Raw genomic sequence first — 24,064 nt, forward strand, 5'->3', positions numbered from 1 at the left:
CATCAGAAGTTGTAGGTCATCCCCAGGTTGTAGCGACGACCGTCCAGCACTGTGCCGAAGCTGGTGTAATCCACCGTCTTGTCGAACAGGTTGTAGATGCCGGCGGTCACGTTCAGGTTCTTGTTGGCCTTGTAGACAAGACCTGTGTCGAAGAAGGTGTAAGAAGGCGTGCCCTCTGCCATCTTGACCCGGCTCAGGTAATCGGAGGTCTTGCTGCGGAAGTTGACCCTGGACCAGAGGCTGACCTCTTCTGTGGTCTGCCAGTCGACCGTGGTGTTGAACATGTGGCGCGGCATCTGGTTCAGTGCCTTGCCTTCCATCGGGCCGCTCTTCTGCTCGGACTGGGTGAAGGTGTAGCTGGAGGCCAGTGACCAATCTTCATTGATGGTCCAGTTGGCTGTCCCTTCCACCCCGCGCATGTTCGCCTTGTCGACGTTGATACGGTCGCTGATGAAGTCATAGGTGTGACCGTTCAGGGTGCAGGAGGGGTCGCTCTTGCTGGTGCAACGGCGGATCTCGGAGATCTTGTCCTCGAAGTCGGTGTTGAACAGGGTCAGCCCGGTGCTCAGCCCTTCCTGACCATCCCACAGCAGGGCGATTTCCTGGCTCACGCTGGTTTCCGGCTTGAGTTCCGGGCTGCCGACCAGCATGCCGTCCTGGGTGCCGCCCCCCGTGGCCTGGCCCCAGTTGGCGGCTGACATGCGCAGATCCGGTGAACGGTAGCCGGTGGAGACGCCCCCTTTCAAGGTCCAGAATTCGGCCGGATGCCAGACCCCGTACAGACGCGGGCTCCAGTGGGTGCCGTAGTTCTGATCCCTGTCCATGCGCACGCCGCCGGTCAGGGCGAAGGTGTCGGTCAGTGCCCACTCGTCTTCCACGAACATGGCCCAGCTCCAGCGGGTCAGCTGATTGGCGCGGTTGGCCACATTGAGCTGGTTGCCCTGATCCTGCAGATCCTCGTAGCGGTACTGGCCACCCACGCTCAGGTAGTGATCCCCCAGCTCAAACTGGGTATGGGTATCGGCTATGGTGTTGATCAGCTTCATCTGGCGGCCGGGGTTGGTGTTCTCTTCCCGCTGCAGATAGCTGGTGGAGGAACCAAAGTCATAGCGGCCGTCGTGGGTGATGGCGTAGTTGGTGCGCTCGTAAGTGCTCAGGCTGGGTTTGGACTTGGCCGACAGGGATTCACCCGGTGTGCGATCACGATCCTGCAGGCCGCGGCTGGCCTCGAAGTCGAAACGGTTGTGCTCGTCCGGGGTCAGGCTGAACACGGCTGTACCGCTGCGCATCTCCTGCTCGGCGAACCCGTTCTGGAACTGATCCTCACCGCGATGGGATAGCTGGCCGTTCAGGCGCATCCCCAGCAGTCCATCCACCAGGGCACCGGCGGTATAGGCGTTGGTCTGGAAGATGTCGCCGGAGTCCTTGTTCTCCTGGAAGGTGGAGTCGGCATGCAGCGACCCCTGCCAGGCTGTCATGCTGGCGGTCTTGCGGGTGATGACGTTGATGACGCCACCCATGGCGTCCGAGCCGTAGCGGGAGGACATGGGGCCGCGTACCACCTCGATCCGTTCGATGGCTTGCAACGGTGGCAACCAGCCCTGCTCTATGCCAGGGCCATCGCTGTTGGGGCGAGTGCCACGGCTGTCGACCCGCTTGCCATCCACCAGCATCAGTGTGTATTTGGAGCCCATGCCACGAATGCTGATGTCACTGCTGCTGCCACCCCCGGTGATCACCACGCCCGGTACGTCTTTCAGGGCATCGGTCACGTCGCGATAGGCGCGTTTTTCCAATTGCTCGCGAGTCACCACCGAGATGGAGGCGGCGGTATCCTCGATCTTCTGCTGGAAGCCGGAGGCGGTCACGACCATGACCTCCTGTTCGGCGGCATAGGCGTGAGAGGCGAGGGCGGCGAGAATGAGCGTGGTCAGCTTGTTGCGGTGCATTTTTATCATGTTGGCCTGAACTCTTTTAGTAAGAAGATGCATTCATCCTTTGGGTGAATCTATGGGGTGGTTTCACCGCATCCCGCGTGAAACCCGGACCGGGCAGGTTCAATTGGATAATCCTCCCGTTTGTCGGCAGGCATTGTAATGATCATGGAATGATGTGTAAACGATAATTAATCTCATTAAGGTTGTGCTGTCATGCTAGCGTCAACAAGGAGATGCAGGAGGGATACCGGAAGAAAAGGGGTGGGGCAGAATGGCTAAACAGAGGGAAAAAGAGTCTGGGGGGAGGGAAAATGCTGAATTGCAGGCAACAAAAAACCCGCCTGGGCGGGTTTTTTTAATTCTTGCAGAAGGTCTTCTCAGCAGGCGTTAGCGAGCGTGAAGGCTTCCTTGCTTGAATTACAGACCAACTACGTTGGCAGCAGCCGGGCCTTTCTGGCCTTGCTCGATGGTGAACTCAACGCGCTGACCTTCGTCCAGGGTTTTGAAGCTGGTGGACTGGATAGCGGAGAAGTGTACGAACACGTCTTTGCTGCCGTCAGCCGGGGAGATGAAGCCAAAACCTTTCTCAGCGTTGAAGAACTTAACGGTACCAGTCATTTTGTTAGACATAATAATTTCCTAAAATAGTGTTTTAAGTGCCAAAATTTGGCAATCTATGATTTTTCGTCAGCAATACGTATGGGGAGCACTAAAGAAGGAGAATTATTTAATAAGAACTATCGTAGATAACTCTTATACTAATCACTGCTTTACTAAAATGACTGCCTAACATAATCAGGTCTGAACTACCGAACCATCGAGAGAGATTAAAACATGCTCTCTTCGTTAAAGCAAACTTTATCTCAATATTAATTTCTGGTTATCGAGGTGCTACCAACTTCATATTGTCACATGAGCCACGGCGTTCACTGGCGAGATTGAGCGCTGACGCCTGCTATGATTGGCGCTGAGCTTTTGGGGACTGTTTTCTGACTGGCGTAGAGGCGTCCCTGATCAAGAGCGGTATAGAAGAGTTCTTCCTTGGTTGCCGCAGGGCCTTAACGGCAAACGCCCACCCACACCGGTCTGGTGTGGGTGGGCGCTCATCAACACGGCGCTGACTCAGCGCTTGCTGCGAAACTTGTTGCTGACGGAGTCGATCCAGCTGAAGGTTTCTGGCAAGACCTGATTTCTGGCCCGCTCTTTGGCCTTCTCCCGAGCCAGTTTGGAGGCCACCTTGGCCGCCTCTGCACGATCTGCCACGATTTTAAGCCGGCCTTCCTCACGGATCCTGTTACGTTCTGCGTTGGTCAGCTGATGGTCAGCATTGGCCTGGGCTTTTTGGAGCAACAGGGTTATCTCGGCCTTTTCGGCCTCGGTGAGGTCTTTCATTTCCAACTTTTTCACGGCGCGCTCCTGGCGGCTGGGGGATGGGATACCCTAACACATTTTCGCCGACTATTTCTTACGCAATGCGCTCTATGGCCATAAAAGTGCGGGTTCCACGCTTTTTTCCGTTATTTATCTGCCAGTTCACTACAGATTTCTCGCATTTTCCGGTTTGCATCGCACGTCTCTCAACCGTGGCCGCTCGGTTCGACATGGATCAGCACTATGGCATGGGGCAGGTGGCGCATTATGCCCTGCTCTATCCGATCACAGATGGCATGGGAGTGCTCTATGCTCATCTCCTTGGGCAGGGTCAGGTGGAAATCGATGTGACGACGGCGTCCGGCCTGACGGCTACGCAGGGCGTGAAAACCCCCATGCTCGGGGCAGCACTGCTCGATCACCTGAGTAGTGATGGCCAGCTCCTCCTCGTTCATGCTGTGATCCAGCAGGGGCTGAAAGGCCTGGTTAAGCATGGTGATGGCTTCCCGGAGAATGAAGATCGCCACGCAGATGGCCACTATGGGGTCGAGCAGATAGAGGTTGTAGCCCAGCCCGTCGGCGATCCAGATACCGAGCAGGCCGACTGCGACCCCGAGAGAGGTCAGTACGTCGGCCTTGAGGTGCAGGGCATCGGCGGCCAGAGCGACAGATTCTTCTTCTTTCGCTACCCGGTAGAGATAGGTGGAGACGCCGCTGTTGACCAGTGCCGAGATCAGCATGACCAGCACGCCAAAGCCCACGCTTTCGATCGGCGTTGGTGTGATCAACTTGCCGATGGCTTCGAAGATGATCCAGCCCGCGGCCAGCAGGATCAGCAGGGCCTCTATGACGCCGGAGACGTTTTCGATCTTGTCATGGCCATAGGGGTGGCGTTGATCGGGTGGAATATCCGACCGACGTACTGCAAACAGGGCGATGAGGGCTGCAACCAGGTCCATTGCCGAGTGGATGGCTTCGGAAATAATACTGACGGAACCACTCAGGATCCCGGCAAATATCTTCATGATAATCAGTGTGATATTGGAGCAAACCGAGACCAAGGCCGCTCTGGTTTTTCTGGTCATGGGATATCCTTATTCTCGATATAATATTTTCGCAAATAGGGTTGGATAATATCAGCTTGAAAATAAAACGGCTGCGGCAGGTTGTAACGTTTTGTTTCTGGCGAGAGTGAGAATGCTTATCTAAATTATCTCTTCTCATTTAATTAATAGTTGTCTTCTGCTTTTGGTGATTTATTTCAGTTGGTAATTAAATACGTCGAAGGGGCCAGATTTTATAAGGAATATTCAGGTTTTCTGGCCGTTCATGCCCTCGCCCGTCGTGCCTCGAGATCGCCGAGACCCGGCCCAGAATGAAGCCTGACTGATGAGGGTGGATTCTTGCGCAAGATTGGGGGTATGCTGAAGTGAGTGCGATCAACAGGTCGTCACTGAAAGCGTACTGAAGTCTACGATTCGGATGGCATGCTGGAACCTGGGTTCCAACTGTCTGGGTAACATTTTTGGAGTTTGATGATGAGTAACAAAGAACATCACAACGGCAAAGATGCCAAGAAAAAGCCGCAGTTGTCACTGAAAGAGAAGCGCGAAGCCAAACGTCAGAAAGCAGATCTGAAAAACGGCAGCGCGATCAAGTAACGCTCCTCCACGCTGTAGTTCCTCCGGAGCCAGTATCAAGCCAGCCTGTCACAGGCTGGCTTTTATGTTTCTGGCTCAAGGCGTGGCGCCATAGGTCTCGAAGATCTTCTGATACCGGCCATCGGCCCGCATGGCGTTCAACTGGCGATCAAACCAGCGCTGTTGTACCGCCTGGCGAAAGGCAAAGTGATACTGGGTCGGGGCAAACAGGTCATATTGTCTGACCCGGCCGGGTGCGTAGAGCTCGGCGCCATACTTGCTGTCGGCCAGTTGCGCCAGATAGTAGTAAAACACCCGCTGTTCCAGGACCACGGCATCCACCCGTCCCAGCATCAATCTGTGAACCTGCCCCTGCTGCTTGGCGACCTCCTCATAACGGGGATTCTGATCGGCCATGCTGGCGAAGGCGCCTCCCAGCACCTGACGTGCGCGCTGGAAGGCGCTGACTCGCAGCGTTTTCATGTCATCCAGGGTGCTGATATGGGTCTTGCTGAGGGTGAATACCCGGTTGTGGAAGGCGATCACCGGCTGTGACAGGAAAACATCGCCCAGCATGCCGGGTTTGACGTTGATGATGGCATCCAGCTTGCCGGACTCCAGCATCCGGAAGGTACGTTCCAGTGGCAGATATTCAAAACTGGGCTCATAGCCGCTGTTGCGAAAGGCCTCTCTCAGCAGATCGAGCTCGATCCCGCGGCCCTCTTCCTCTATCACATAAGGGGGGATGGCGAAGCTGACGCCCACCCGCAGCGGCTCGGCTGCCGCGAGCAAGGGCGCCGCCAGGGTGGCGGTCAGGCAAACGGCGTGCAGTAGTATGCGATACAAAAACCCCATGTGTTCTCTCTGGCAAACTGGTCGCCCTGATCATAAGCCCAAGGCATCTCATGCGGGGAAAATACCCGGCAAGTCCGCGCAGGAACAGTACTGCATGGCGAGCCTGCGTCAATAACGGACAAAAAAAGGCCCTGAATGAACAGGGCCTTCTGGCAATGCGTTGCCGATCAGAACGGGATGTCGTCGTCGAAATCCATCGGCGGCTCGTTGTATACCGGCGGTGCAGACTGGGGCTGCTGTGCCGGACGACCGTATCCACCTTGCGGCGGCTGCATGTTCTGCTGCGGCGCGGCGGCAGGACGAGCCTGGTTCATTGGCTGCTGGGCGGCTTGTTGTGGCTGACCCCAGTTGCCTTGGGGCTGACCGCCCATGCTCTGACCTGCGCCACCTTGCGGACGGCCACCCAGCATCTGCATCACGCCGCTGAAGCTGTCTACCAGCACTTCGGTGGTGTAGCGCTCCTGGCCGCTCTGATCCTGCCACTTGCGGGTCTGCAGTTTCCCTTCGACATAGACCTGGGAGCCCTTCTTCAGGTACTCGCCAGCCACTTCGGCCAGCTTGCCCATGAACACCACGCGGTGCCACTCGGTACGCTCTTTCTGCTCGCCGGTCTGCTTGTCGCGCCAGGTTTCAGAGGTGGCCAGGGTGATGTTGGTCACGGCACCGCCACTCGGCATGTAGCGCACTTCCGGGTCTTGTCCCAGGTTACCGATCAGAATGACTTTATTGATGCCTCGACTGGCCATAATCTCTCTTCCACCCTTTATATACCGGCCAGGCCATATGCCCGGACCAATTCAACATATCGTTTGTTTTCTGTCAGATAGGCAGCATCGCTGGACGATACCGTCACTCAAGTGATGACTGCACCCGGTTCAGTCGGCCTGCTGGCCAAAGCCCCGCTTTCAGATTTTGCCCGCAATAGTAACAGTTGGCGCGAACGAGCGCACATCTTCCTGCCCGTTCAGCCTTCACTCTGGGCCTGGACCGAAGGATTAACTTACACGAGGCAGACCTTGGCCAGCAAGCGAGCAGGAACGGCAGGGTGTCTGTGCCCATGGCGCGATCGCTGCAGGAATGCGGGTTTGCCGCGATGTGACACCCTTTGTCAGCCGTGGCGCCAGCATTCCACCCAAATGGGGGGGTATGGCTAGTCATTTGTATTGATTGGGAAATTGGTGAGTTTCAAAGGAGGCACACTTGTGTCTAATACTTTTTTAATGCTGCGCCGATCTAGGGGCTTGGTACTCTCTGCTGCCAAAAAAAACCATGGCCTGAATGTTCAAGGACGTGCTCTTCATGACCACCCCATATCCCATCGTACTGGTTACCGAAAATAATGTGCAGGCGGTCAGTTTTCAGAGCTATCTGACCGAGCAGCTGGCGCTCCCCATATTGCTGGTGAGCATGCTGGAAACCCTGCCGCAGCAGGACGAACTCGAGCCGCATCCCTTGTTTCTGGTCGATCTGGATTACCTCAAGTCGAGCCAGCAGTCGGGTTGGCCGCGGGAGATCTCCAGCCGCTTCGGTGAGGCCAACACAGTGTTGCTCAACGCCCCGACCAGCACGGATCGGGAGTTGCTGCTGATGTGGCCCCACACCAGCGGACTCTTCTTCCGTCAGGATCCGCTGGATCGGCTGGTGCTCGGCATTCGCAAGGTGCTGCAGGGGGAGTACTGGATCCCGCGCCACCTGCTGTGCGATCTGGTCAACTACTACCGCAAGGGAGGGGAGCATCACCTGCGCAACCAGACGCTGCTGACCGTGCGTGAGCAGGAGATCATCCGTTATCTGATGACGGGGGCTTCCAATACCGAGATTGCCGACAGCCTGTTCGTGAGCGAGCACACCATCAAGTCACACCTCTACAACGTGTTCAAGAAGTTGAACGTAAAGAACCGGTTGCAGGCGGTGAGCTGGGCCAAGGAGTATCTCTGAAATCGATGGGGATGATGGATAAAACCTGTCTATTCATCCAGTAGTCTCTATGCCATACTGATTCGCTCTGGTTTGTGTATCGAGCGTGCAAAAGATGGAAAAAATCGTGATTCGGGGTGCCCGCACCCACAATCTCAAGAACATCAATCTGATCCTGCCCCGCGACAAGCTGATCGTGGTCACAGGTCTCTCCGGCTCCGGCAAGTCTTCCCTGGCGTTCGATACCCTCTATGCCGAGGGCCAGCGCCGCTATGTGGAGTCGCTCTCCGCCTATGCCCGCCAGTTCCTCTCCCTGATGGAGAAGCCGGATGTGGATCATATCGAGGGGCTCTCCCCTGCCATTTCCATCGAGCAGAAGTCCACCTCCCACAACCCGCGCTCGACCGTCGGCACCATCACAGAAATCTATGACTATCTGCGCCTGCTGTTTGCGCGGGTAGGTGAACCCCGCTGTCCGACCCACGCCATTCCGCTCGCCGCCCAGACCATCAGTCAGATGGTGGATCAGGTGCTGGCCCAGCCAGAGGGCAGCAAGCTGATGCTGCTGGCCCCTGTGGTGCGGGATCGCAAGGGGGAGCACAGCAAGCTGCTGGAAAACCTAGCGGCGCAGGGCTATATCCGTGCCCGCATCGATGGCGAGGTGTGCGATCTCTCCGACCCTCCCACCCTGGAGCTGCACAAGAAGCACACCATCGAAGTGGTGGTGGACCGCTTCAAGGTGCGCGATGATCTGGCGCTGCGCCTGGCCGAATCGTTCGAGACGGCGCTGGCCCTCTCAGGCGGCATCGTATTGGTGGTGCCCATGGATGGGGAGGAGGGGGTTGCCCCCATGACCTTCTCTGCCAACTTTGCTTGCCCCGAGTGCGGCTACTCCATGTCGGAGCTGGAACCGCGCATCTTCTCGTTCAACAACCCGGCTGGTGCCTGCCCCACCTGTGACGGCCTCGGGGTGCAGCAGTATTTCGATCCTGCCAAGGTGATAGGCGATCCGGCTATCAGCCTGGCCAACGGTGCCATCCGTGGCTGGGACAAGCGCAGCTTCTACTATTTCCAGATGCTCAAGTCCCTCTCCGATCACTATCAGTTCGATCTGGAGGCGGCGTGGGAGGATTTGCCGCTCAAGACCCAGGAGGTGATACTGCGCGGCTCGGGGCGTACCGAGGTCGAGTTCCGCTACATGAACGACCGTGGCGATGTGGTGGTGCGCAAGCACCCGTTCGAGGGGATCCTGCACAACATGGAGCGGCGCTACCGCGAGACAGAGTCCAACTCGGTGCGGGAAGAGCTCTCCAAGTACATAGCCAACAAATCCTGCGCCAGCTGCGGTGGCAGCCGGTTGCGGGAAGAGGCGCGCCACGTGTTCGTGGACAACCGCAACCTGCCCGCCATCGCGGAACAATCCATCGGTGATGCACTCGCCTTCTTTGAGGGGCTGAGCCTGACCGGCCAGCGCGCCCAGATCGCCGAGAAGATCCTGAAAGAGATCATCGAGCGGCTCGGCTTCCTGGTGAACGTGGGCCTCAACTACCTGAGCCTGTCGCGCAGTGCCGAGACCCTCTCCGGCGGGGAAGCCCAGCGTATCCGGCTGGCGAGCCAGATAGGCGCCGGCCTGGTGGGGGTCATGTATGTACTGGATGAGCCCAGCATAGGCCTGCACCAGCGCGACAACGAGCGGCTGCTCAAGACACTCACCCACCTGCGCGACCTCGGCAATACTGTGATAGTGGTGGAGCACGACGAGGATGCCATCCGTCTTGCCGACCATGTGCTCGACATAGGCCCGGGCGCCGGGGTACACGGTGGCAACATAGTGGCCCAGGGGACGCCCCAGCAGATCATCGACAATCCCGCCTCCCTGACCGGTGACTACCTCTCCGGCCGCAAGCAGATCGCCATCCCCGCCGAGCGCACGCCGCTCACCGGCAAGTGGTTGAAATTGAAGGGGGCGAGCGGCAACAACCTGCGCAGCGTCAACCTGGATCTGCCGATCGGGGTGATGACCTGCGTCACCGGCGTCTCCGGCTCCGGCAAGTCGACCCTGATCAATGACACCCTGTTCCGTATCGCGCACCGGGAGCTGAACAAGGCGACCGAGTCCACCCCGGCCCCCTATCGCAGCGTCGAGGGGCTGGAACACCTGGACAAGGTGGTGGACATAGACCAGAGCCCTATCGGCCGTACCCCGCGATCCAACCCGGCCACCTATACCGGCCTGTTCACCCCGATCCGCGAGCTGCTCTCCGGCACCCAGGAGGCGCGCTCCCGGGGCTACCAGCCGGGTCGTTTCTCCTTCAACGTCAAGGGGGGGCGCTGCGAGGCATGTCAGGGGGATGGGGTCATCAAGGTGGAGATGCACTTCCTGCCGGATGTCTATGTGCCGTGCGACGTCTGCAAGGGCAAGCGCTACAACCGCGAGACCCTGGAGGTGAAGTACAAAGGCAAGAACATCCACGAGATCCTCGACATGACGGTGGAAGATGCCAGAGCCTTCTTCGACCCTGTGCCGGCGGTGGCGCGCAAGCTGCAAACCCTGATGGATGTGGGCCTCTCCTACATCCGGCTCGGCCAGTCGGCGACTACGCTCTCCGGCGGCGAGGCGCAGCGGGTCAAGCTGGCGCGGGAGCTCTCCAAGCGCGACACGGGCCAGACCCTCTACATCCTGGATGAGCCGACCACTGGCCTGCACTTCCACGACATCCAGCAACTGCTCAAGGTGCTGCACCAGTTGCGGGATCGGGGCAACACCATAGTCATCATCGAGCACAACCTGGACGTCATCAAGACCGCCGACTGGATCGTCGATCTGGGGCCCGAGGGCGGTGCCGGCGGCGGCCGTATCCTGGTGACAGGCACGCCGGAGCAGATCAGCCGCTGTGAGGATTCTCATACGGCGCGCTTCTTGGCCCCGCTGTTGGTAAGATAATCGCGGCAGCAATGAGACAAGGGGCCCTGGGCCCCTTGTTTTTTATGGAAGTGATTCAGTTGCCGCCCCAGGAGGCGGATACTCCATACTTGGTGCAAGACAGTTTTCGCTCCCTTGTTTGCCGTCCAAAGGATATTGGCGTTCATGGCTCAACCTTCCCGCTCCATCGATCATTTGCTGGCCTACTCCATGTTTCCCGTCTGGGCCGGAGCCATCCTGATGCTGCTCATCGTGATCGCCCTGGCCCAGGTGCCGGCGGCGCAGAGAGTCGAGGAGCGGCGGATGAAGGATCACCTGCAGCGGGTGATCAAGGCGGTACAGGGTGACATCAACGCCATCAATGCCTTCACCCGGGATTGGGGCATCTGGGATGAGAGCTATCGCTTTCTGGCCCATCCCAATCAGGCCTATATTCGTTCCAATCTGCTGGTCGATACCCCGATGCGGGATTTCGAACTCAACGTATTGAGCTATATGGATTTGCAGGGGGCCGAGATCTGGACCCGCACCCTGCTGCCCGAGACGCCAGGCACGGACACGACCCTGCTTCCCTTCTTCCTGGATGACCTCAAGCTGCAGTTGCTGCGTGAATCCCGTCAGGAGGGGATGCGCAGCCTGAGCGGGGTGAGGGGATCCCAGTGGGGGCCGCTCATCTACTCGCTTCAGCCGGTGACCAACACCCTGGGAAACGCCACACCCAATGGTTATCTGCTGGTGACTCGCTGGCTGGATGCTCGCTATCTGCATGATCTGGCCGAGCGCACCGCCCTCTCTTTGACTCTCTCCCAACCGAAGCCTTCCGATAACTTCCTCTCCTTCAAGCCACTCAAGCCACAGATGAGCTATCGCCTGGTGGACCTGGGGCTGCAGCGGGTCAGGGGGGAGGGGCTGCTGCTCGACAGCAATGGCGACCCCGTGCTGACCCTGATAGTGGAAGACGATCGTGATGTGCTGCAGGGGGCGATGGAGGGGGCTATCTGGACCTTCGTCGGCATGCTGCTGATCAGCCTGGCCTGCATCTTGATGGCGCTGGCGCGGTTGCGGGCAATCGTACTGGGGCCGGTCAGCGAGCTGGTGAAGGCGCTGCAGAAATTTGGCGAGAAACAGGACATCAGCGTGCTGCCGATCATCGACAGCAGCCAGGAGATGGCCCTGCTCAGCCGCAAGTTCCGGGAGATGGCGGCCAAGATCAGTCTGCACCACAGTGCCCTGCAGGCGCACTCTTCCAAGATGGAGACTGCCGCCTATACGGATCCGCTGACCCATGCCTTCAACCGGCGCTACCTCGACGAGTGGCTGCTGAGCCGGGATAACGTCACCGCCGCCAGGATGCTGGTGATCCTGGATCTGGATCACTTCAAGCAGGTCAACGATCGTTTCGGGCACGATATCGGCGATCTGGTGTTGTGCCAGCTCGCCGAACTGCTGCGCGCCGCCCTCGGTGAGGAGGAGCCACTGATCCGGCTGGGTGGGGAGGAGTTCCTGCTGCTGCTCACGTGCGAGGAGACGACACAGGTCGCGAGTCGGGTCGAGCGTTTGCGCCGCAAGATTGCCGAGTACAGATTCGGGCGTGAGGAGGTGCCGCTCAAGATGACGGCGTCGCTGGGATATTGCAGCTATCCCCTGCACCGGGAACTGGAAGATTCGTTCTGGAATCTCAGCTTCAAACTGGCTGATATGGCGTTATACAGGGCCAAGCAGGAGGGGCGGGATCGCTGGCGGGGCTACAGTGGGGAGCTGGCCCGGGAGCTATGGGCGCTGAGCCCGGAGCAGATAGTGGCGGGAGAGTGGCTGTCGTGCCAGACATCCCATGTCGGCCAGCTGGTTTAACGGGTCAGCATTAATAGCGCCATGCCGAGAATGAATCCAAATAAAATAAACAGGAAGGATCCTATGCCCCATATGGCCGCCAGAATGGCGATGATCTTTTCCCGTCTTGTTTGTTCTTTCATAAACTTTCGCTTACAGCTGCGCTACATTGGCCGCAAAAATACGCTTGTTGCCAGGATGAAACAACCATTTCTCGCCGTTTAAATCCGCAATAAGATATATTTAAATTGTCTCTTAGTGGGTTTAAAATCAGTTATATATTATCCAATTCATTGTTATATAGGTGATTTTTCTTTGTTTTTGCGGTTTGCAGGCAGGGTTGAAAGCTGCTGTACACATCTATCTATTTATTGGTAACGTTTGAGCTAAATCAATAACTCCGCATTCACATCCCTTTATAGTTTTCAGGCTTGCAACATAGAACGAAAACTAAAAGGAAAAATGTGATGAAAAAGATCCTTCCGCTGATGATCGCAGCCGCACTTGCCTCTCCCGTCGCCATGGCCCACCAGGCCGGCGATATTCTGGTCCGCGGTGGCCTGGCATTTGTCTCCCCTCAAACGAGCAGTGACGATGTGCTGGGTACCGGTGAGCTGGAAATTGACAGCAACATGCAGCTGGGTCTGACCCTATCTTATCTGATCACCGATAACTGGGGTGTCGAGCTGCTGGCCGCCACGCCTTTCTCCCACTCCGTCTCGACCGCGGGTCTGGGCGAGGTCGCCAAGGTCAAGCATCTGCCGCCGACCCTGATGGCGCAGTACTATTTCGGTGATGCCAAGAGCAAGGTGCGCCCCTACATTGGTGCCGGTGTGAACTACACCACCTTCTTCGATGAGCAGGGCCGTGGCGCACTGGAAGGCACAGATGTCAGCGTGGACTCTTCCTGGGGTCTGGCCGGTCAGGTCGGCCTGGACATGGCGATCAATGATCGCTGGTTCGTCAACGCTTCCGCCTGGATCATGGATATCGACACCGATGTGCACACAGCCGTGGGCACCATCAAGACCTCCATCGATCCCATGGCCTTCATGTTCGGTGTCGGCTATCGCTTCTGATAGGACACAAGGTTGGCCTCCTCACGGCCTGTACAGCTAAGCACGTCTCTTTGGCCCGGCACTGTCCGGGCCCTTTTATGCCTGTGCCGGATCCCGCCAATTGTGATCCAACCCCATATAGATCAATAAAATAACATCACCCTCCCCTCTATAATTCGCCGCTTGTGCCGATAGTGTCTATGTTCACGTTACCTTCCCCCAATGAGTGAGGATGTCTCCATGGGTTTATCTATTGTGCAGCGGATCATCGCCGGATTTGTGTTGATGCTGCTGCTGTTGATCCTGCTTGGGGTGATCAGCACCCTGAAGATCAGGGGTATCAACGACGGCCTGTCGCAGGTCTCAGACCGGGCTACGCCGCTGGTGATTGCGGTGGCGGGCCTGAAAGGCGCTCTGCAAGACAGCAACCGCTGGGTGCTGGTCTACCGGACCAGTGAGGAAGCGAGCCAGCTGCCGCAACTCGCCAGCCAGTTCAAGGAGCAGCAGGCCCGATTCAGCCAGCTGAGCCAGGAGATGGACAAGTTCACCGGCGTGGCGGAGGCCAATGGTCGCTTCCAGCAGGTGGATGGCGCCACCAAACAGTTTTATGGACTGGCGGAGCAGGTGCTTTCCCAGCACAGCCAATGGGTCAACGCTCTCGATCAACGCCACAAGCTGGAGATCGCCTTCATCCGGCTGGAAGACACCTACCAATGGGCGGCCGATCTGCTGCTGCAGCAGACCGCCAGCAAGCGTTCCATGCGCAACAAGGCCGAGCTCATCACCTCGGGTATAGCGCGGGATCTGAAAAACATTCGCCGGGCCGATGCCAAGACAGATCTCAATGAGCTGGAAAAGGTGCTCAGCAAGGATATCGAGATGGCCCGCAAGCGTCTCGATCGGGTGCTGGTCCCGGATGATGTGAAGCAGCGTTTCGTCTCCAACCTGGATCGCATGCAGGAGCTGGCGCTCGGCCAGCAGGGCTTGCTTGCCACCATGCGCAATGCCCAGCAACTGGCGTCATCGCTGCAAACCTTGAATCAGCAACTCGACGCCAGCCTGGTCAACAGCCTGAGCCTGCTCGACGAGATGGGCCAGTCGGCCGGGACCATCGCCAGCCAGAGCCGGACTACGGCGGATGATGCGGTCAGCAGTGCCAGCTTCTGGATCCTGATCGTCGCCGCCATCTCGGCCGCGGCGGCGCTCATCATTGGCTACACCACGGCGCGCAGCATTCAGCGTCCGCTGCAGATGATCAACAAGGAGCTGAACTACATGGCGGCCGGGGACATGACTCGCCGCATCAACTACCGCAGCAGCTGCGAGTTTGGCACCCTCTCCCGCTCCATCGATACCCTGGCCGGCAAGACGGGGGAACTGCTCTCCCAGATCAACGCGGGCTCCCGCCATCTGGTGGATGAGGCGAGCCGCGCCGCCGAGATCAGCGAGCGCGCCATGTCCCGGGTGCAGGATCAGAAGAGCCAGACCGATCAGGTCGCCGCCGCCATCACTGAGCTGGAGGTCAGTGCCACCGAGGTGGCCCGCTCCACCGATGGCACCAAGCGGGAAGTGGATCTGGCCGATGACGAGGCCCGCAGCGGTCGCCAGAAGGTGGCCACCACGCGTCGCATCACTGAGCAGCTGGCTGGCGCCATGGAAGAGGCCGTCGGCATCACCTACAAGCTGGGCGAGTTCAGCAACAATATCGGCAGCATTCTGGACGTGATCCGCAGCATCGCCGAGCAGACCAATTTGCTGGCCCTGAATGCCGCCATCGAAGCGGCCCGGGCCGGCGATGCCGGTCGTGGTTTTGCCGTGGTGGCCGACGAGGTGCGAGCGCTCGCCAACCGCACCCAGACCTCGACCGAAGAGATCCAGGCGATGATCGAGAACCTGCAAAACTCGAGCAAGCAGGTGGTGGAAGTGATGGGTCGCAGTCAGGAGCAGACCCACAGCTGCGTCGAGCAGACCCGCGAGATGGATCTGGCATTGCAGTCCATCGCCGAGCGGATGACCTCCATCAAGTCGATGGCGGATCAGGTTGCCCATGCCGCCCAGGAGCAGATCTCGGTCAGTCAGGGTGTCGCCCGCCATATCGCCGGCATTGCCGACGTGGCCTACGAGACCGAGCGGGAGGCGAGAGAGTCGGCCAGCAGCAGTGAAGTGCTGGCGGATCTGGTCGCCAAGCAGCAGCAATTGATCGCACATTTCAAGGTCTAGGAGGGCTTATGTCTAAAAAGTGGATTGGGGCCCTGAGTCTCCTGTTGTGTGGTCAGCTGATGGCCAGCGAGCTGGTGATAGAGAGCTGGCGGATCGATGACAAGGCCCTGTGGGAACAGAAGATCATTCCTGCCTTCGAGGCGGCCCACCCGGGTATCCAGGTGAAGTTCAACGGTGTGCAGAACGTCGACTACATGCCGACCCTGTGGGCCAGCCTGAAGGATGGCAAGGCTGGGGATCTCATCACCTGTCGTCCGTTTGATGACTCCTTGGCTCTGTTCAAGGCCGGTCATCTGGCGGAGCTGACCGAGATGTCGGGGATGGAAAACTTCCCGAGTTTTGCCCAGTCGCCCTGGCAGACCGACTCCGGTGCCCAGACTTTCTGCGTGCCCATGGCCTCAGTCATTCACGGCTTTTTCTATAACAAGAAGATATTCAGTGAGTTGGACCTGACAGTGCCACAAACCCGCGATGCCTTCTTCGCCGTGCTCGACAAGGTGAAGGCGGATGGTCGTTATGTGCCGCTGGCCATGAGTGGCTCCGAAAGCTGGGTATCGTCCGAACTCGGTTTTCAGAACATAGGTCCCAACTACTGGAAGGGGGAAGACGGTCGTCTGGCGCTGATCGGAGGTCAGGAGCGGCTCGACAACCCGCAATACGTCAAGGTATTTGAGGAGCTGGCCCGCTGGCGCCCCTACTTGGGTGAGGGGGGCGAGAGCCGGGACTATGCCGCCACCAATGAGTTGTTCACCTCCGGCAAGGCCGCCTTCTATGTGGCGGGTTCCTGGGAAATCGCCCCCTTTACCGGCAAGGTCGATTTTGGCGTCATGCGTCCGCCCGTGGCGAAACAGGGGGATGGTTGCTTCTTTACCGATCATACCGACATCGGCATGGGGCTGAACCCGGCCAGCAAGAACAAGGAGGCTGCCATGGCCTTCCTGCAGTGGCTGACCACCCCCCAGTTTGCCGAGCTCTATACCAACTCGCTGCCGGGGTTCTTCTCCCTCTCCAACCACTTCTTCGATGTCACCAATCCGGCGGCGAAGGAGATGATGGAGTGGCGCGATCAGTGTGACTCCACCATACGGGTGGCGACCCAGATCCTCTCCCGTGGCACGCCAAAACTGGGCGACGAACTGGCCGAGGTGAGTCAGGCCGTGCTGCTCGGCAAGATGGAGCCCAAGGCGGCGGCCGACCGGCTGGAGCAGGGGCTGAAAGGCTGGTATCCCGCTCATCAGGGCAACAAGGCCAAGGGGCAGGATTGCCAATGCGATGTAGCTGCGCCCCCTGTATCAGCAGCCCCCGCTACCACAGAGGCTGGCACCGTTGCCGCACCATCCGCGGCGACGCCGGCTGTGACAGCGGCTCCTGCCGCACCCGTGCCATCGGTGACACCCGCCGCGCCAGAGTCTGCCGCTGCGGCCCCATTGCCGGTACCGTCGGCCGAGGTGGAACAGGCGCTCTCCAACGAGCTGGAGACGCCACAGCAATAACCGGCAACACCATAAACAACGGGAGGCATCAGCCTCCCGTTTTCATTGCTGCCCGCAGCCGGGCTATTGTGCCTCGTGGGGCCAGCGGCAGAGGCTGCCGATGCGCGCTACCGGAGCAAATCCAAGCGAGCGATAGACCCGTTGGGCGTGGTAGTGCTCGTCGGCCACTATGATGAGCTGGCTGACGCGACTCAGCCCCTGACGGGCGACCTGGCTCAGCAGCTGGCGGCACAGCCCCCGGTTGCGCCAGTCCTGATGGGTGCGCACCAGCTGAAAGCGGCCCATGGTGTCGGTGAAGAAGAGGCCGCAGCTGGCGACCAGCTGATCTTCCCGCCAGATCCCCCACCACTGCCCGAGTCCGTCCGCGATCATGGCCTCGTACAGGTGGCGGCGCGACTGCAGATAGGGCAGATAGCTCTCCACCGAGTGGCCAGGGTCGCGTTCATTGAGCTCAAACGTCAGCCACTCATCCCAGTCGGCGGACTCGAAGGGACGGGCATCCGTCGCCGGATCGCCAGCCGTTGCTTGATGCCAGCTGGAGGCATCCAGTGCCAGCACCACGCACTCCATGTATTGATAGCCTGCCGCCACGAAACCGGCGACCCGGCTGTTTTGGCCTGCGGCCAGCGGCCATTGAAAGGTGCGGTGTTGTACCCTGGGATCCTGCCCGATCAGCTTGTCGAAGCTGGCCTCGAGCCAGCCCTTGTCACGATCGCTGGGCGGGGTGGGGAGCAGCAAGTAGTTGCCAAAATAGTAGTCGGGGGCATCAGGGGTGCGCACGGCCCAGAATTGCTCATGATCTACCACGTTGCCCTGATAGCGATCGAACAGCAAGTCGGTGGCAAAGCCGGGGTGGGTATCCATGATGAGGCTCCTGCGAATGGCTCAATTGGTTATCGGCAGGGAGGGGAATAGGTTGAAAAAGGGGCCGGAGAAGCCTCCGGCCAAACAATCACACGCAGATTCAGAACGTCCAGGACGATCCGGGTTCATCATAACGCGACTCCGCGGATTTTGGGATGGGGTGCCAATCGTTACTTCAGGTTAATTGCGAAATAAACACCAACCTCTCTCCTCGATCCGTAAATCAGTGTTGACTTTGGTCCGTTTTCTCATAAAGATAGAAAGACGTTTAGACGTCCAAACATCCGTTTTGACGTAGAGGAATGGGTTGCGGGACAGGGAGAGAGCAGATGGGATTTCACAGTGCACGTCAGGTTGAGGCGCTCAACCAGAGTTTGGCCGATTTAAGCGGTGACATAGGGGTTAGTTTCGAGTTTTTTCCACCCAACAGTGAAGGGATGGAAAACACCCTCTGGCAGTCCATCGAGCGGCTGAAAGTGCTGGAACCCAAGTTCGTCTCCGTGACTTATGGCGCCAACTCCGGCACCCGGGATCGCACCCACAAGGTGATCAAGGACATCAAGGAGCGTACCGGCCTGATCGCGGCGCCGCATCTGACCTGTATCGATGCCAGCCGCGACGAGCTGCGCACCATAGCTCGCGATTACTGGAACAGCGGCATCCGCCATATCGTGGCCCTGCGCGGCGACCTGCCGCCCGGACTCGACAAGCCGGACATGTATGCCACCGATCTGGTAGCCCTGCTCAAGTCTGAAGCTGACTTCGATATTTCGGTGGCCGCCTATCCCGAGGGCCATCCCGAGGCCAGGAGTGCGCAGTCCGACCTGCTCAACCTGAAGCGCAAGATTGATGCCGGCGCCAACCGTGCCATCACCCAGTTCTTCTTCGATGTGGAGACCTATCTGCGCTTTCGGGATCGCTGTGCCGCCATCGGCATAGATGCCGAAATCGTGCCTGGGATACTGCCTGTCTCCAACTACCAGACCCTGGCCAAGTTCGCCGGTTTTACCAACGTGAAGATCCCGCGCTGGATGCATCAGCGCTTCGAGGGGCTGGACAACGATCAGATGACCCGCAACCTGGTGGGCGCCAGCATTGCCATCGATCAGGTGCGTGTGCTGAGCCAGGAGGGGGTGAAAGATTTCCACTTCTATACCCTGAACCGCTCCGAGCTGACCTACGCCATCTGCCATACCCTGGGGGTCAGACCGAAGGACCCAGCCTGACACAGGTTGCCGCAGGCACAAAAAAAGCCAATGAGTCGCTCATTGGCTTTTTTGTCATAGGGGATTATCAAGGCCGGGTTGGGGCTATCTCTTTCGGTTCGAGATCGATCACTGCATTGCCGGCGGCACCCGGATACTGGTGATAGCTCTGGTCCTGCTCCAGGGTGTAGAAGGTATCCAGATAGTCGTCGTTGTTGGTCATCCAGGAGTCGGGCAGCGCCTTGACGATACGGCCGCCGAGATCCAGGAAGGGCAGGGCCTCCGGCACGCCGCCAGCGGTAAAGGCGAGCTTGAGGGCATCGATGAACAGGCCGCTCAGCTCCTTGTAGTTGACGTTGTCGTCCTGCTCCATCATGACGATGTCGACGGCACCCCAGCGGTAGCGATCCCAGTACACCAGGATCTGGTTGGGGGTGTAGTCGGTGTTGTCATAGTCGAGGTAGGGCATGTCGACTATGTCGACCACGGGCTCATCCCTGCTGGGATTGACCCCGGCGACCACCGCATACACTTCGGCCGCACCCAGCAGCCAGGGCTCCTGATCATCCTTCAACCGAATTTTCTTCAGGATGCTGGTCTTGAGCGGTGCCGTGCTGGCGGCGGTGCGCGGGGCAGCCTGCAGATCGGCTGCGGCCAGCGCCTTGCGCAGCACCTTCAGACCGGCGTTCTTGGCCTTGACGGGGTCTGCTTCCACCACCAGGACCGGTCGCGCCGGCGCCTTGTCCACATCCAGATAGACGGGGTTGCCGGCGCTGTCGAAAGCTTCGATCGCACTCCAGCTCTTCTCATCTCCGCTCGGTACATAGGCAACCAGGGGTTCGACCCCTTGTTGCAGTGCGGCGGCCTGCTCCGGGTTGGCCAGTCGCAGTTGCATCAACTGCTTGACCTCGCCGTCCAGCCCTTGCCGGCTGATGGCGGCCTGGTTGGCATCGCTCGCCTGCCGTTTCAGCCTTGGACTGGCTTTCTGCAGCAGGTTGGGCAGCGGGCTCTGGTACTCCTGATTGCTCAGCAGTGGCAGCAGGTTTTTCTGCTGCAGCGCGAGCTGGCGTGCCAGCTCCCGATCCGAGTCGGCAGCATGGGCGGTGGTGGCGCCCAGCAGTGCCAGTAACAAAATGACAGCCTGATTCCTCATTATTATTCTCCAGTTTATGAGTCTGACAGAGGCACACATCGGGGAAGAAGAAGTGCCTCGGCACCACTTAATGGCAATTAGTTTCAGCTGTGAACCAATTTTTCTGAATTATGTGCTGTGTCTCACGGGAGGCTCCCCAGATGGTCAGGTCAGTTTCTCCGCTGGTTGACTTGATGCAGGATGACACCGACGAGCAGCCCCCAGCAGGCGGCGCCGACACCCAGCAGGCTGATCCCGGAGGCCGTGATGATGAAGGTGAGCAGGGCGGCTTCACGCGCCTCGTCTTGTTGCAATGCCGTGTGCAGGCTGCTGCCTATGGTGCCGAGCAGGGCCAACCCGGCGACGCAGGTGATCAGCGTCGCAGGAAAGGCGGTGAACAGGGCGGCCACGCTTGCCCCGAAGCAACCGGTCAGCAGATAGAAGCCGCCAGCCCAGACGGCGGCGGGCCAGCGACGGCTGGCATCGGGATCCACATCCTTGCCCATGCAGATGGCTGCCGTAATGGCCGCCAGGTTGAAGGCGTAGCCGCCGAAGGGGGCCAGCAACAGGCCGGTCAGGCCGGTCCAGGTGATCAGGGATGAGGTGGCCGGCTGATAACCGTGAGCTCGCAATATGGTAATGCCGGGCATGTTCTGGGAGGTCATGGTGACGATGAACAGTGGCAGGGCTATGCCGAACAGGGCATTAAAGGAGAAGCTCGGCCAGGTCCAGACCGGGCTGGCGAGCTGCCAGTGAAGCGTGTCGAGTTGCAGATCCCCCCGCAGGGCGCAGAGGGTTATTCCTATCACCAGCACCAGCACCATGGTGTAGCGGGGCCAGAGATGACGGCCCAGCAGGAAGGCCAGCAGCAGAATGCCAAGCAGCAAGGGATCTTGTGGCGCGACTTTGAAGAGATCCAGCCCGAATCTGAGCAAGACCCCGGCCAGCATGGCGGCGGCCAGCGGAGCCGGGATGTGCCGCATCAGGCGATCGAACCAGCCGCTGATGCCGCACAGGGTGATCAGCAGGGAAGAGATAACGAAGGCGCCTATGGCCTCGGCCAGGGTGAAATTGCCCAGGCTGGTGATGAGCAGGGCGGCACCCGGGGTCGACCAGGCGGTCAGTACGGGTATGCGGTAATAAAAGGAGAGGCCGATGCAGCTTATTCCCATACCTATACCCAGCGTCCATAGCCAGGAGGCAAGCTGGGTGGCATCGGCACCCGCCGCCGTAGCAGCCTGAATGATCAGGATGACGGAGCTGGTGTAGCCGACCATCACGGCGATGAAACCTGCCACCAGGTGGGGAAGGGCGAAGGGCATAGTGACGTCCTTGTGGAGCTGTGACGGGCTGTGCGTTATTACGTACAATGTGTGCTCTGACTATATCGCTGTGCGCTATAGCGCACAAGACGATTCATGCAAGCGCAATGAAGAGGCAGTCATGCAAGAGATGAATCAGCATCTGGCCCAACGTCTGAAGGGGTTGCGCAGCGAACTGGGCTGGAGCCTGGATGTGGCGGCACGTGAGACGGGGGTAAGCAAGGCCATGCTGGGGCAGATTGAGCGGGGAGAGTCCAGTCCCACCGTGGCGACCCTGTGGAAGATTGCCACCGGCTTTCAGGTCTCCTTCTCCAGCTTCATCGAGCCTGCCCCGGCAGCGCAGGGAGAGGTGCTCTATCGTACCGCCGACGCCATTCGCCAGCAGCCTGCGGGAGAGGGCATGCAGGTAGCTCCCTTATTTCCTTATGAGAAGCGATTTGGTTTTGAATTGTTTGAATTGACGCTGCTACCCGGGTATCAGCGCGAATCCGAACCCCATGAGCCCGGAGTGACCGAGCACGTCATCGTCATCAGTGGTCTGATGGAGGTGCTGGTGGAAGGGGAGTGGCGTTCACTGGCACAAGGGGAGGCGGTGCGCTTTGCTGCCGACCGCCCCCATGGTTATCGCAATCTGGGGATTGCCCCTGCGATCTTTCACAACCTGATCCACTATCCGGCGGCCAGGCCCCGAGAATAAGCCCGTATGATCAGCCCGGACGGCCATCTGTCCTGGGGCTGGTCAGTATGGGGGCATAAACCCAGACGAACAGCCCATAGGCGCCGACCCAGGCCAGGCCACTCAGGTTCCAGCCGGGCAGGGTATAGGCAGGCCAGAGTAGCGGGATCACAACCCGGATCACGGCTGCCGCTATGACCAGTGCGAATGCGCAGCTTATCCGGCGTCCAACTTGCAAGGCTCGGCCGCTATGGCCGAGGGAGACGCGCGCTATCATCCCCAGGATCATGGTGCCCATGCAGCCGGCGCTGAGCAGGTGGCTGGCCGTCGACAAGGTGATGGGCAGGCCGGCGGCCTGCGCTCCGAGAGCGAGCAGACCGAGCGGAATAAACAGATAGGCGAGATGCAGTGACCACAGCAGGGGATGAGCAAGGGTGGTCGGCAGGCGCCAGCGCAGTTGTCGCCACAGATGCAAACCTGCTGCCACTATATATAGAGGCACCATATAAGTGTTGGTGGTCCATTGGGTGGGGAGCAGCAGCCAGCACAGCAAGATAAGCCACAGCGATGCGAGTGCCGTGCGTTCCAGCCAAGGCAGGGGGGCGGCTTTCTCCAGGCCGGTGCCTCGGGCGGTAAAGAAGGGGATGACCCGTCCTCCCATCACGGCAATCAGGGTCGTGAACAGCAGCACTGTCGTGATCAGCAGATGTTCTATGACGATCCACTCCTCATGCCACAACCAGCTGGCGCCATTGAGCAGAGTCAGTACCACGAGCAGGGGGACAAAGAAGAGGTTGCGCCATTGGCGGGTTATTATGATGGGCTTGGCCAGGAACCAGGCGCAGAGTGGTAACCACATCAGATCCATCATCATCAGAACCGGGTTCCCTTCTCCCAGCCAGGGCAACAAGCACCTAGGTACGGCCCACAGGCCCACGACCAGTGCCAGCGGCCAGCCCCGGACACCGGGATGGGCCGTCCAGTTTTGTACGGCGGTCAGCAGAAAGCCCGCTACTATGGCCGCACCGAAACCAAACAGCATCTCGTGCGCATGCCACCAGATGGGGTTGCCGACTCCTGACAACAGGATCCAGCCATTGAGCTGTGCCAGCCAGCCCAGCATGGCCAAGGCAGAGAAGAGGGCCCCGAGCAGGAAGAAAGGCCGAAACCCCAAGCGGAACAGAGGAACTATCTGTTCTTCTTTGCGGCTATCCAGGATCTGATGCATGGCGAAACCTTAATTGACATTTGAAAGGCCAATTATAAAGTGACTTTTCAAATGTTCAATTTAAATCCAGTCAAAGCCTGAATTGATGGGGTTTTGAGCAAAAAGGCACGGGTTTGCTGCATATCTGAGCGAACGAACAATTGTGATGAAAAAGCCCTTGTCATCGCGGCGCGGCTCCCTATAATGCGCCCCTACCAGCACGGCGGAACACGCCAACCTGATGAGCCAGCTTCCTTGTGAAGCCAGCGCCGAAAGAAAAGCGAAATCAATCGCTTGACTTTCGAAGTGAGGAGCGTAATATGCGCCTCCTCAACGCGACAAGCGTGACGCTCTTTAACAATTTGAATCAAGCAATCTGTGTGGGCACTCACAGCATCGAACATCAAACAATTT

Annotated in this window: 20 protein-coding genes; 9 read left to right on the plus strand and 11 right to left on the minus strand. The window is 58.9% G+C overall.

Annotated elements, in window-relative coordinates; all coding sequences use genetic code 11:
- Positions 1 to 2: 2 nt before the first annotated feature.
- The 4 genes from AACQ95_RS05345 to AACQ95_RS05360 form a co-directional block, all read right to left on the minus strand.
- Entirely contained in the window at positions 3 to 1,949 is a 1,947-nt protein-coding gene (locus tag AACQ95_RS05345) for a ligand-gated channel protein (protein WP_098981749.1), read from the minus strand.
- Between the two features lie 405 nt (positions 1,950 to 2,354).
- The gene (gene cspE, locus AACQ95_RS05350) at positions 2,355 to 2,567 is read right to left on the minus strand and encodes a transcription antiterminator/RNA stability regulator CspE (RefSeq protein WP_005316548.1); all 213 of its coding nucleotides are present in this window, start codon (positions 2,565 to 2,567) and stop codon (positions 2,355 to 2,357) included.
- A gap of 492 nt (positions 2,568 to 3,059) precedes the next feature.
- Complete coding sequence (locus AACQ95_RS05355) at positions 3,060 to 3,344, minus strand: DUF3811 domain-containing protein (RefSeq protein WP_011899186.1); 285 nt, start codon at positions 3,342 to 3,344, stop codon at positions 3,060 to 3,062.
- A gap of 170 nt (positions 3,345 to 3,514) precedes the next feature.
- The gene (locus AACQ95_RS05360; protein WP_043556073.1) at positions 3,515 to 4,393 is read right to left on the minus strand and encodes a cation diffusion facilitator family transporter; all 879 of its coding nucleotides are present in this window, start codon (positions 4,391 to 4,393) and stop codon (positions 3,515 to 3,517) included.
- A gap of 453 nt (positions 4,394 to 4,846) precedes the next feature.
- On the opposite strand from AACQ95_RS05360, the gene AACQ95_RS05365 reads away from it, so the two are divergent.
- Entirely contained in the window at positions 4,847 to 4,969 is a 123-nt protein-coding gene (locus AACQ95_RS05365; protein ID WP_098981751.1) for a hypothetical protein, read from the plus strand.
- Positions 4,970 to 5,044: 75 nt separating this feature from the next.
- Here the strand turns inward: AACQ95_RS05365 and AACQ95_RS05370 are convergent, their stop codons facing one another.
- Together AACQ95_RS05370 and AACQ95_RS05375 are read right to left on the minus strand one after the other, a co-directional pair.
- Positions 5,045 to 5,803: a substrate-binding periplasmic protein gene (locus AACQ95_RS05370; protein ID WP_241280877.1), complete on the minus strand. Its 759-nt coding sequence runs from the start codon at positions 5,801 to 5,803 to the stop codon at positions 5,045 to 5,047.
- Between the two features lie 167 nt (positions 5,804 to 5,970).
- On the minus strand, positions 5,971 to 6,549 hold the full coding sequence (locus tag AACQ95_RS05375; protein ID WP_043556077.1) for a single-stranded DNA-binding protein: 579 nt from the start codon (positions 6,547 to 6,549) through the stop codon (positions 5,971 to 5,973).
- Positions 6,550 to 7,081: 532 nt separating this feature from the next.
- On the opposite strand from AACQ95_RS05375, the gene AACQ95_RS05380 reads away from it, so the two are divergent.
- The 3 genes from AACQ95_RS05380 to AACQ95_RS05390 all read left to right on the plus strand — a co-directional run bounded on the left by AACQ95_RS05380 (position 7,082) and on the right by AACQ95_RS05390 (position 12,494).
- Positions 7,082 to 7,741: a LuxR C-terminal-related transcriptional regulator gene (locus AACQ95_RS05380; RefSeq protein ID WP_103472906.1), complete on the plus strand. Its 660-nt coding sequence runs from the start codon at positions 7,082 to 7,084 to the stop codon at positions 7,739 to 7,741.
- A gap of 94 nt (positions 7,742 to 7,835) precedes the next feature.
- Positions 7,836 to 10,664, plus strand: coding sequence for an excinuclease ABC subunit UvrA (gene uvrA, locus AACQ95_RS05385; RefSeq protein ID WP_241280880.1), 2,829 nt, complete (start codon positions 7,836 to 7,838; stop codon positions 10,662 to 10,664).
- A 144-nt stretch (positions 10,665 to 10,808) separates the two neighbouring features.
- Entirely contained in the window at positions 10,809 to 12,494 is a 1,686-nt protein-coding gene (locus tag AACQ95_RS05390) for a sensor domain-containing diguanylate cyclase (RefSeq protein ID WP_241280882.1), read from the plus strand.
- Here AACQ95_RS05390 and AACQ95_RS05395 read toward each other — a convergent pair.
- Positions 12,491 to 12,616, minus strand: a complete 126-nt coding sequence (locus tag AACQ95_RS05395) for a hypothetical protein (protein ID WP_277604574.1) — start codon at positions 12,614 to 12,616, stop codon at positions 12,491 to 12,493. The two genes, AACQ95_RS05390 and AACQ95_RS05395, sit on opposite strands and share 4 nt — an antisense overlap.
- Before the next feature lie 324 nt (positions 12,617 to 12,940).
- Between AACQ95_RS05395 and AACQ95_RS05400 the strand changes: the two genes are divergently transcribed.
- The 3 genes from AACQ95_RS05400 (at position 12,941) to AACQ95_RS05410 (ending at position 17,244) form a co-directional block, all read left to right on the plus strand.
- Entirely contained in the window at positions 12,941 to 13,552 is a 612-nt protein-coding gene (locus tag AACQ95_RS05400; RefSeq protein WP_042865943.1) for an OmpW family outer membrane protein, read from the plus strand.
- Between the two features lie 219 nt (positions 13,553 to 13,771).
- Entirely contained in the window at positions 13,772 to 15,751 is a 1,980-nt protein-coding gene (locus tag AACQ95_RS05405) for a methyl-accepting chemotaxis protein (RefSeq protein ID WP_043141408.1), read from the plus strand.
- Positions 15,752 to 15,759: 8 nt separating this feature from the next.
- On the plus strand, positions 15,760 to 17,244 hold the full coding sequence (locus AACQ95_RS05410; RefSeq protein WP_241280884.1) for an ABC transporter substrate-binding protein: 1,485 nt from the start codon (positions 15,760 to 15,762) through the stop codon (positions 17,242 to 17,244).
- Between the two features lie 63 nt (positions 17,245 to 17,307).
- Here the strand turns inward: AACQ95_RS05410 and AACQ95_RS05415 are convergent, their stop codons facing one another.
- Positions 17,308 to 18,108, minus strand: a complete 801-nt coding sequence (locus tag AACQ95_RS05415; RefSeq protein ID WP_241280886.1) for a GNAT family N-acetyltransferase — start codon at positions 18,106 to 18,108, stop codon at positions 17,308 to 17,310.
- 329 nt (positions 18,109 to 18,437) lie between these two features.
- Between AACQ95_RS05415 and metF the strand changes: the two genes are divergently transcribed.
- Positions 18,438 to 19,334, plus strand: coding sequence for a methylenetetrahydrofolate reductase (metF, locus tag AACQ95_RS05420; RefSeq protein WP_021140731.1), 897 nt, complete (start codon positions 18,438 to 18,440; stop codon positions 19,332 to 19,334).
- Positions 19,335 to 19,401: 67 nt separating this feature from the next.
- Here metF and AACQ95_RS05425 read toward each other — a convergent pair whose 3' ends face one another.
- Together AACQ95_RS05425 and AACQ95_RS05430 are read right to left on the minus strand one after the other, a co-directional pair.
- Entirely contained in the window at positions 19,402 to 20,466 is a 1,065-nt protein-coding gene (locus AACQ95_RS05425; protein WP_241280887.1) for a DUF3103 family protein, read from the minus strand.
- 149 nt (positions 20,467 to 20,615) lie between these two features.
- Positions 20,616 to 21,767 carry a benzoate/H(+) symporter BenE family transporter gene (locus AACQ95_RS05430; protein WP_241280888.1) on the minus strand — a complete coding sequence of 384 codons (1,152 nt, stop codon included), beginning with the start codon at positions 21,765 to 21,767 and terminating at the stop codon, positions 20,616 to 20,618.
- Positions 21,768 to 21,888: 121 nt separating this feature from the next.
- Here AACQ95_RS05430 and AACQ95_RS05435 point away from each other — a divergent pair, with 121 nt between their 5' ends.
- Complete coding sequence (locus tag AACQ95_RS05435) at positions 21,889 to 22,464, plus strand: helix-turn-helix domain-containing protein (RefSeq protein WP_181003732.1); 576 nt, start codon at positions 21,889 to 21,891, stop codon at positions 22,462 to 22,464.
- A 10-nt stretch (positions 22,465 to 22,474) separates the two neighbouring features.
- Here AACQ95_RS05435 and AACQ95_RS05440 read toward each other — a convergent pair whose 3' ends face one another.
- Complete coding sequence (locus AACQ95_RS05440) at positions 22,475 to 23,671, minus strand: NnrS family protein (protein WP_241280889.1); 1,197 nt, start codon at positions 23,669 to 23,671, stop codon at positions 22,475 to 22,477.
- Positions 23,672 to 24,064: the final 393 nt, after the last annotated feature.

The sequence above is a fragment of the Aeromonas sp. MR19 genome (genome assembly GCF_963899305.1).
Lineage (GTDB): Bacteria > Pseudomonadota > Gammaproteobacteria > Enterobacterales > Aeromonadaceae > Aeromonas > Aeromonas bestiarum.

What these genes read in the sequence shown, in the direction of transcription:
- AACQ95_RS05380 (WP_103472906.1), top strand. Translation starts at nt 7,082, where the DNA reads ATGTTCAAGGACGTGCTCTTCATGACCACCCCATATCCCATCGTACTG.
- AACQ95_RS05405 (WP_043141408.1), top strand. Translation starts at nt 13,772, where the DNA reads ATGGGTTTATCTATTGTGCAGCGGATCATCGCCGGATTTGTGTTGATG.
- uvrA (WP_241280880.1), top strand. Translation starts at nt 7,836, where the DNA reads ATGGAAAAAATCGTGATTCGGGGTGCCCGCACCCACAATCTCAAGAAC.
- AACQ95_RS05425 (WP_241280887.1), bottom strand. Translation starts at nt 20,466, where the DNA reads ATGAGGAATCAGGCTGTCATTTTGTTACTGGCACTGCTGGGCGCCACC.
- metF (WP_021140731.1), top strand. Translation starts at nt 18,438, where the DNA reads ATGGGATTTCACAGTGCACGTCAGGTTGAGGCGCTCAACCAGAGTTTG.
- AACQ95_RS05360 (WP_043556073.1), bottom strand. Translation starts at nt 4,393, where the DNA reads ATGACCAGAAAAACCAGAGCGGCCTTGGTCTCGGTTTGCTCCAATATC.
- cspE (WP_005316548.1), bottom strand. Translation starts at nt 2,567, where the DNA reads ATGTCTAACAAAATGACTGGTACCGTTAAGTTCTTCAACGCTGAGAAA.
- AACQ95_RS05400 (WP_042865943.1), top strand. Translation starts at nt 12,941, where the DNA reads ATGAAAAAGATCCTTCCGCTGATGATCGCAGCCGCACTTGCCTCTCCC.
- AACQ95_RS05435 (WP_181003732.1), top strand. Translation starts at nt 21,889, where the DNA reads ATGCAAGAGATGAATCAGCATCTGGCCCAACGTCTGAAGGGGTTGCGC.
- AACQ95_RS05430 (WP_241280888.1), bottom strand. Translation starts at nt 21,767, where the DNA reads ATGCCCTTCGCCCTTCCCCACCTGGTGGCAGGTTTCATCGCCGTGATG.
- AACQ95_RS05395 (WP_277604574.1), bottom strand. Translation starts at nt 12,616, where the DNA reads ATGAAAGAACAAACAAGACGGGAAAAGATCATCGCCATTCTGGCGGCC.
- AACQ95_RS05440 (WP_241280889.1), bottom strand. Translation starts at nt 23,671, where the DNA reads ATGCATCAGATCCTGGATAGCCGCAAAGAAGAACAGATAGTTCCTCTG.
- AACQ95_RS05365 (WP_098981751.1), top strand. Translation starts at nt 4,847, where the DNA reads ATGAGTAACAAAGAACATCACAACGGCAAAGATGCCAAGAAAAAGCCG.
- AACQ95_RS05345 (WP_098981749.1), bottom strand. Translation starts at nt 1,949, where the DNA reads ATGCACCGCAACAAGCTGACCACGCTCATTCTCGCCGCCCTCGCCTCT.
- AACQ95_RS05375 (WP_043556077.1), bottom strand. Translation starts at nt 6,549, where the DNA reads ATGGCCAGTCGAGGCATCAATAAAGTCATTCTGATCGGTAACCTGGGA.
- AACQ95_RS05370 (WP_241280877.1), bottom strand. Translation starts at nt 5,803, where the DNA reads ATGGGGTTTTTGTATCGCATACTACTGCACGCCGTTTGCCTGACCGCC.
- AACQ95_RS05390 (WP_241280882.1), top strand. Translation starts at nt 10,809, where the DNA reads ATGGCTCAACCTTCCCGCTCCATCGATCATTTGCTGGCCTACTCCATG.
- AACQ95_RS05415 (WP_241280886.1), bottom strand. Translation starts at nt 18,108, where the DNA reads ATGGATACCCACCCCGGCTTTGCCACCGACTTGCTGTTCGATCGCTAT.
- AACQ95_RS05410 (WP_241280884.1), top strand. Translation starts at nt 15,760, where the DNA reads ATGTCTAAAAAGTGGATTGGGGCCCTGAGTCTCCTGTTGTGTGGTCAG.